This window comes from Nitrospira sp. BLG_2 (assembly GCF_049222245.1).
Map to the genome: position 1 here is coordinate 1 of NZ_JBLYIG010000222.1, position 2,391 is coordinate 2,391.

Below are 2,391 nucleotides of genomic sequence, written 5' to 3' on the forward strand. Positions count from 1 at the left end.
TCTTGAACAACGGATTTCACGGTATGGTCCGACAATGGCAGGACCTGTTCTATGAAGGTCGCTACGCGTCGAGTTACCTGGATACCACGCCGGATTTCGTCAAGCTGGCGGACGCATATGGAGCGGTTGGGTTGCGGGTGAAGACGGCTGGCGATCTTGATGCCGTCCTGAAAGAAGCTTTGGCGACGGATAAACCCGTCATAGTGGACGTGCCGACATACCCCTATGAAAATTGCTATCCGATGATTCCGGCAGGCGGCTGTAACCATGAGATGATTTTGGAAGATCCGCCTGAGTTGAAGAAGAAGCAGTCCGGTGCGGCAAAGGTGACCCCGGAAGATAAGGATACGGTTTTGACCGCATAGGAGTGAGGGTGTAAGGCGTATAGCTGCTGGTGGAACGAAAGCTATACTCGCTACTCGCCTCGTCCCATATAGTCGTCGGCCACAAGTTCTTTGAGTAAAGATGGAACATATTATTTCAGTGACTGTCGAAAATAAGTTCGGGGTCTTGTCACGGGTCGCAGGGTTATTCAGCGGCCGTGGGTTTAATATCGAGAGTCTGTCGGTCGCTCCGACGCTAGATCCATCCATGTCTCAGATGACGATCGTGACGTCGGGCGATGAACGGATTATCGAGCAGATCGTGAAGCAACTGAATAAACTCATCGACGTCATCAAGGTCGTGGACTTGAACGAAGCGGAGTTTGTTTCACGAGAGACGGCGATCATCAAGGTGCACACGAAGGATGCGGATCGAGCCGAGGCACTCAGAATCGTGGATATCTTTCGGGCGAACGTGATCGATTCAACGCCGGGCACCTACACCATTGAAGTCTCGGGAGATCCCAAGAAGATCGAAGCGATCATCCACTTGCTCCAGCCGCTCGGGATCAAAGAGTTGGTCCGCACCGGTCGAGTGGCCGTTGCACGGGAACCGGTTCGCCCTGCTGCGATTCAAGCGAAGAAGATTGCCCGCGACTAACGTCCTGCTACGCGAATTTTTGCTACATCCGGATGCGTGAGGGAAAGGGATTGGTCATGAAAATTTACTACGATAAGGACGCCGATATTCAGCAGATCCGGAACAAGACCGTGGCCGTGATCGGCTATGGAAGCCAGGGCCATGCGCACGCGTTGAACCTGAAAGAAAGCGGCGTGTCGGTCGTCATTGGGTTGCGTGAGGGCGCCTCGTGGAAAAAAGCCGAGCAGAGCGGACTCAAGGTCATGCCCGTCGCCGATGCCGTGAAGGTTTCCGATGTCGTGATGATTCTGGCGCCCGATGAAGCGCAAGCCGCCATCTATCGGCAAGAAGTGGCGCCCAATCTTAAGGGTGGATCGTATTTGGCATTCGGTCATGGTTTCAATATTCACTTTGGGCAAATTGTGCCGCCGGCTTCCATCAATGTCTTCATGGTGGCCCCGAAAGGGCCTGGACATCTCGTTCGTTCCGAGTACACGAAAGGCAGCGGAGTGCCTTGCCTCCTGGCGATCCACCAGGATCCCAGCGGCACCACCAAGCAGGTTGGATTGGCCTACGCGAGCGCGATTGGCGGTGGACGAGCCGGTGTCATCGAGACGAATTTTCGCGAAGAAACCGAGACCGATCTTTTCGGCGAACAAGCCGTGCTCTGCGGAGGGCTGACGTCGCTGATCCAGGCCGGGTACGAGACGCTGGTTGAAGCCGGGTATTCGCCGGAAATGGCCTACTTCGAATGTCTGCATGAGGTGAAGCTCATCGTCGACCTGATCTATCAGGGCGGGATCGCCAACATGCGCTACTCGATCAGCACGACGGCGAAGTATGGTGATGTGACCAGAGGTCCGCGTGTGGTAACCGAACAGACGAAGCAGGAGATGAAAAGGATCCTTGGAGAGATTCAGACAGGACGGTTTGCCAAAGAATGGGTTTTGGAAAATCAAGCCAATCGACCGGTCTATAATGCGCTCCTTGCCAAAGGCGAAGCCCATCCCATCGAGGCCGTTGGAGCCAAGTTGCGCGGGATGATGCCATGGTTGAAGAAGGATCAACTTGTCGATAAAACGAAGAACTAGATGTTAAAACAGATCGTCAGCTTCATTCTTGCATCGTTCAAAGGTGCAATGTACGATGACAATGTACGCCGCGTTCCTTTCTCACGTACGGCGGCCTTGCCGGCCGAGAGGCGCGATTGGCGTCTTGAGATGGGTTGGGCAAAGAGTGGACGATTTGTTTGAGCTCTTATAGAGTGAGGCAATTCCGTGGCGGATCGAGCGATCGGCGTCCCCTTTGCCAAAGAAGGAATTCCTTTCATCGCGGTTCCTGCCGGCGTTACACTGTTGACGGGATGGCTGGGTTGGCCGGTCGTCGCCTGTGTCGGCGCCGTCGCGACGTTGTTTTCCGCCTGGTTTT

The 2,391-nt window shown here is 54.6% G+C and carries 3 protein-coding genes; all 3 read left to right on the forward strand.

Going from position 1 to position 2,391, the window contains the following annotated elements; translation table 11 throughout:
• Nucleotides 1-365 (forward strand): thiamine pyrophosphate-dependent enzyme (locus tag ACOSYY_RS06225; RefSeq protein WP_421661399.1); only part of this gene is annotated, 365 nt, incomplete at its 5' end.
• Between the two features lie 100 nt (nt 366-465).
• Nucleotides 466-984 carry an acetolactate synthase small subunit gene (gene ilvN / locus ACOSYY_RS06230; protein ID WP_421661400.1) on the forward strand — a complete coding sequence of 173 codons (519 nt, stop codon included), beginning with the start codon at nt 466-468 and terminating at the stop codon, nt 982-984.
• A gap of 56 nt (nt 985-1,040) precedes the next feature.
• A complete protein-coding gene (gene ilvC, locus ACOSYY_RS06235; RefSeq protein ID WP_421661401.1) occupies nt 1,041-2,054 on the forward strand; it encodes a ketol-acid reductoisomerase in 1,014 nt (337 codons plus the stop codon).
• The last annotated feature ends 337 nt before the right edge of the window (nt 2,055-2,391 follow it).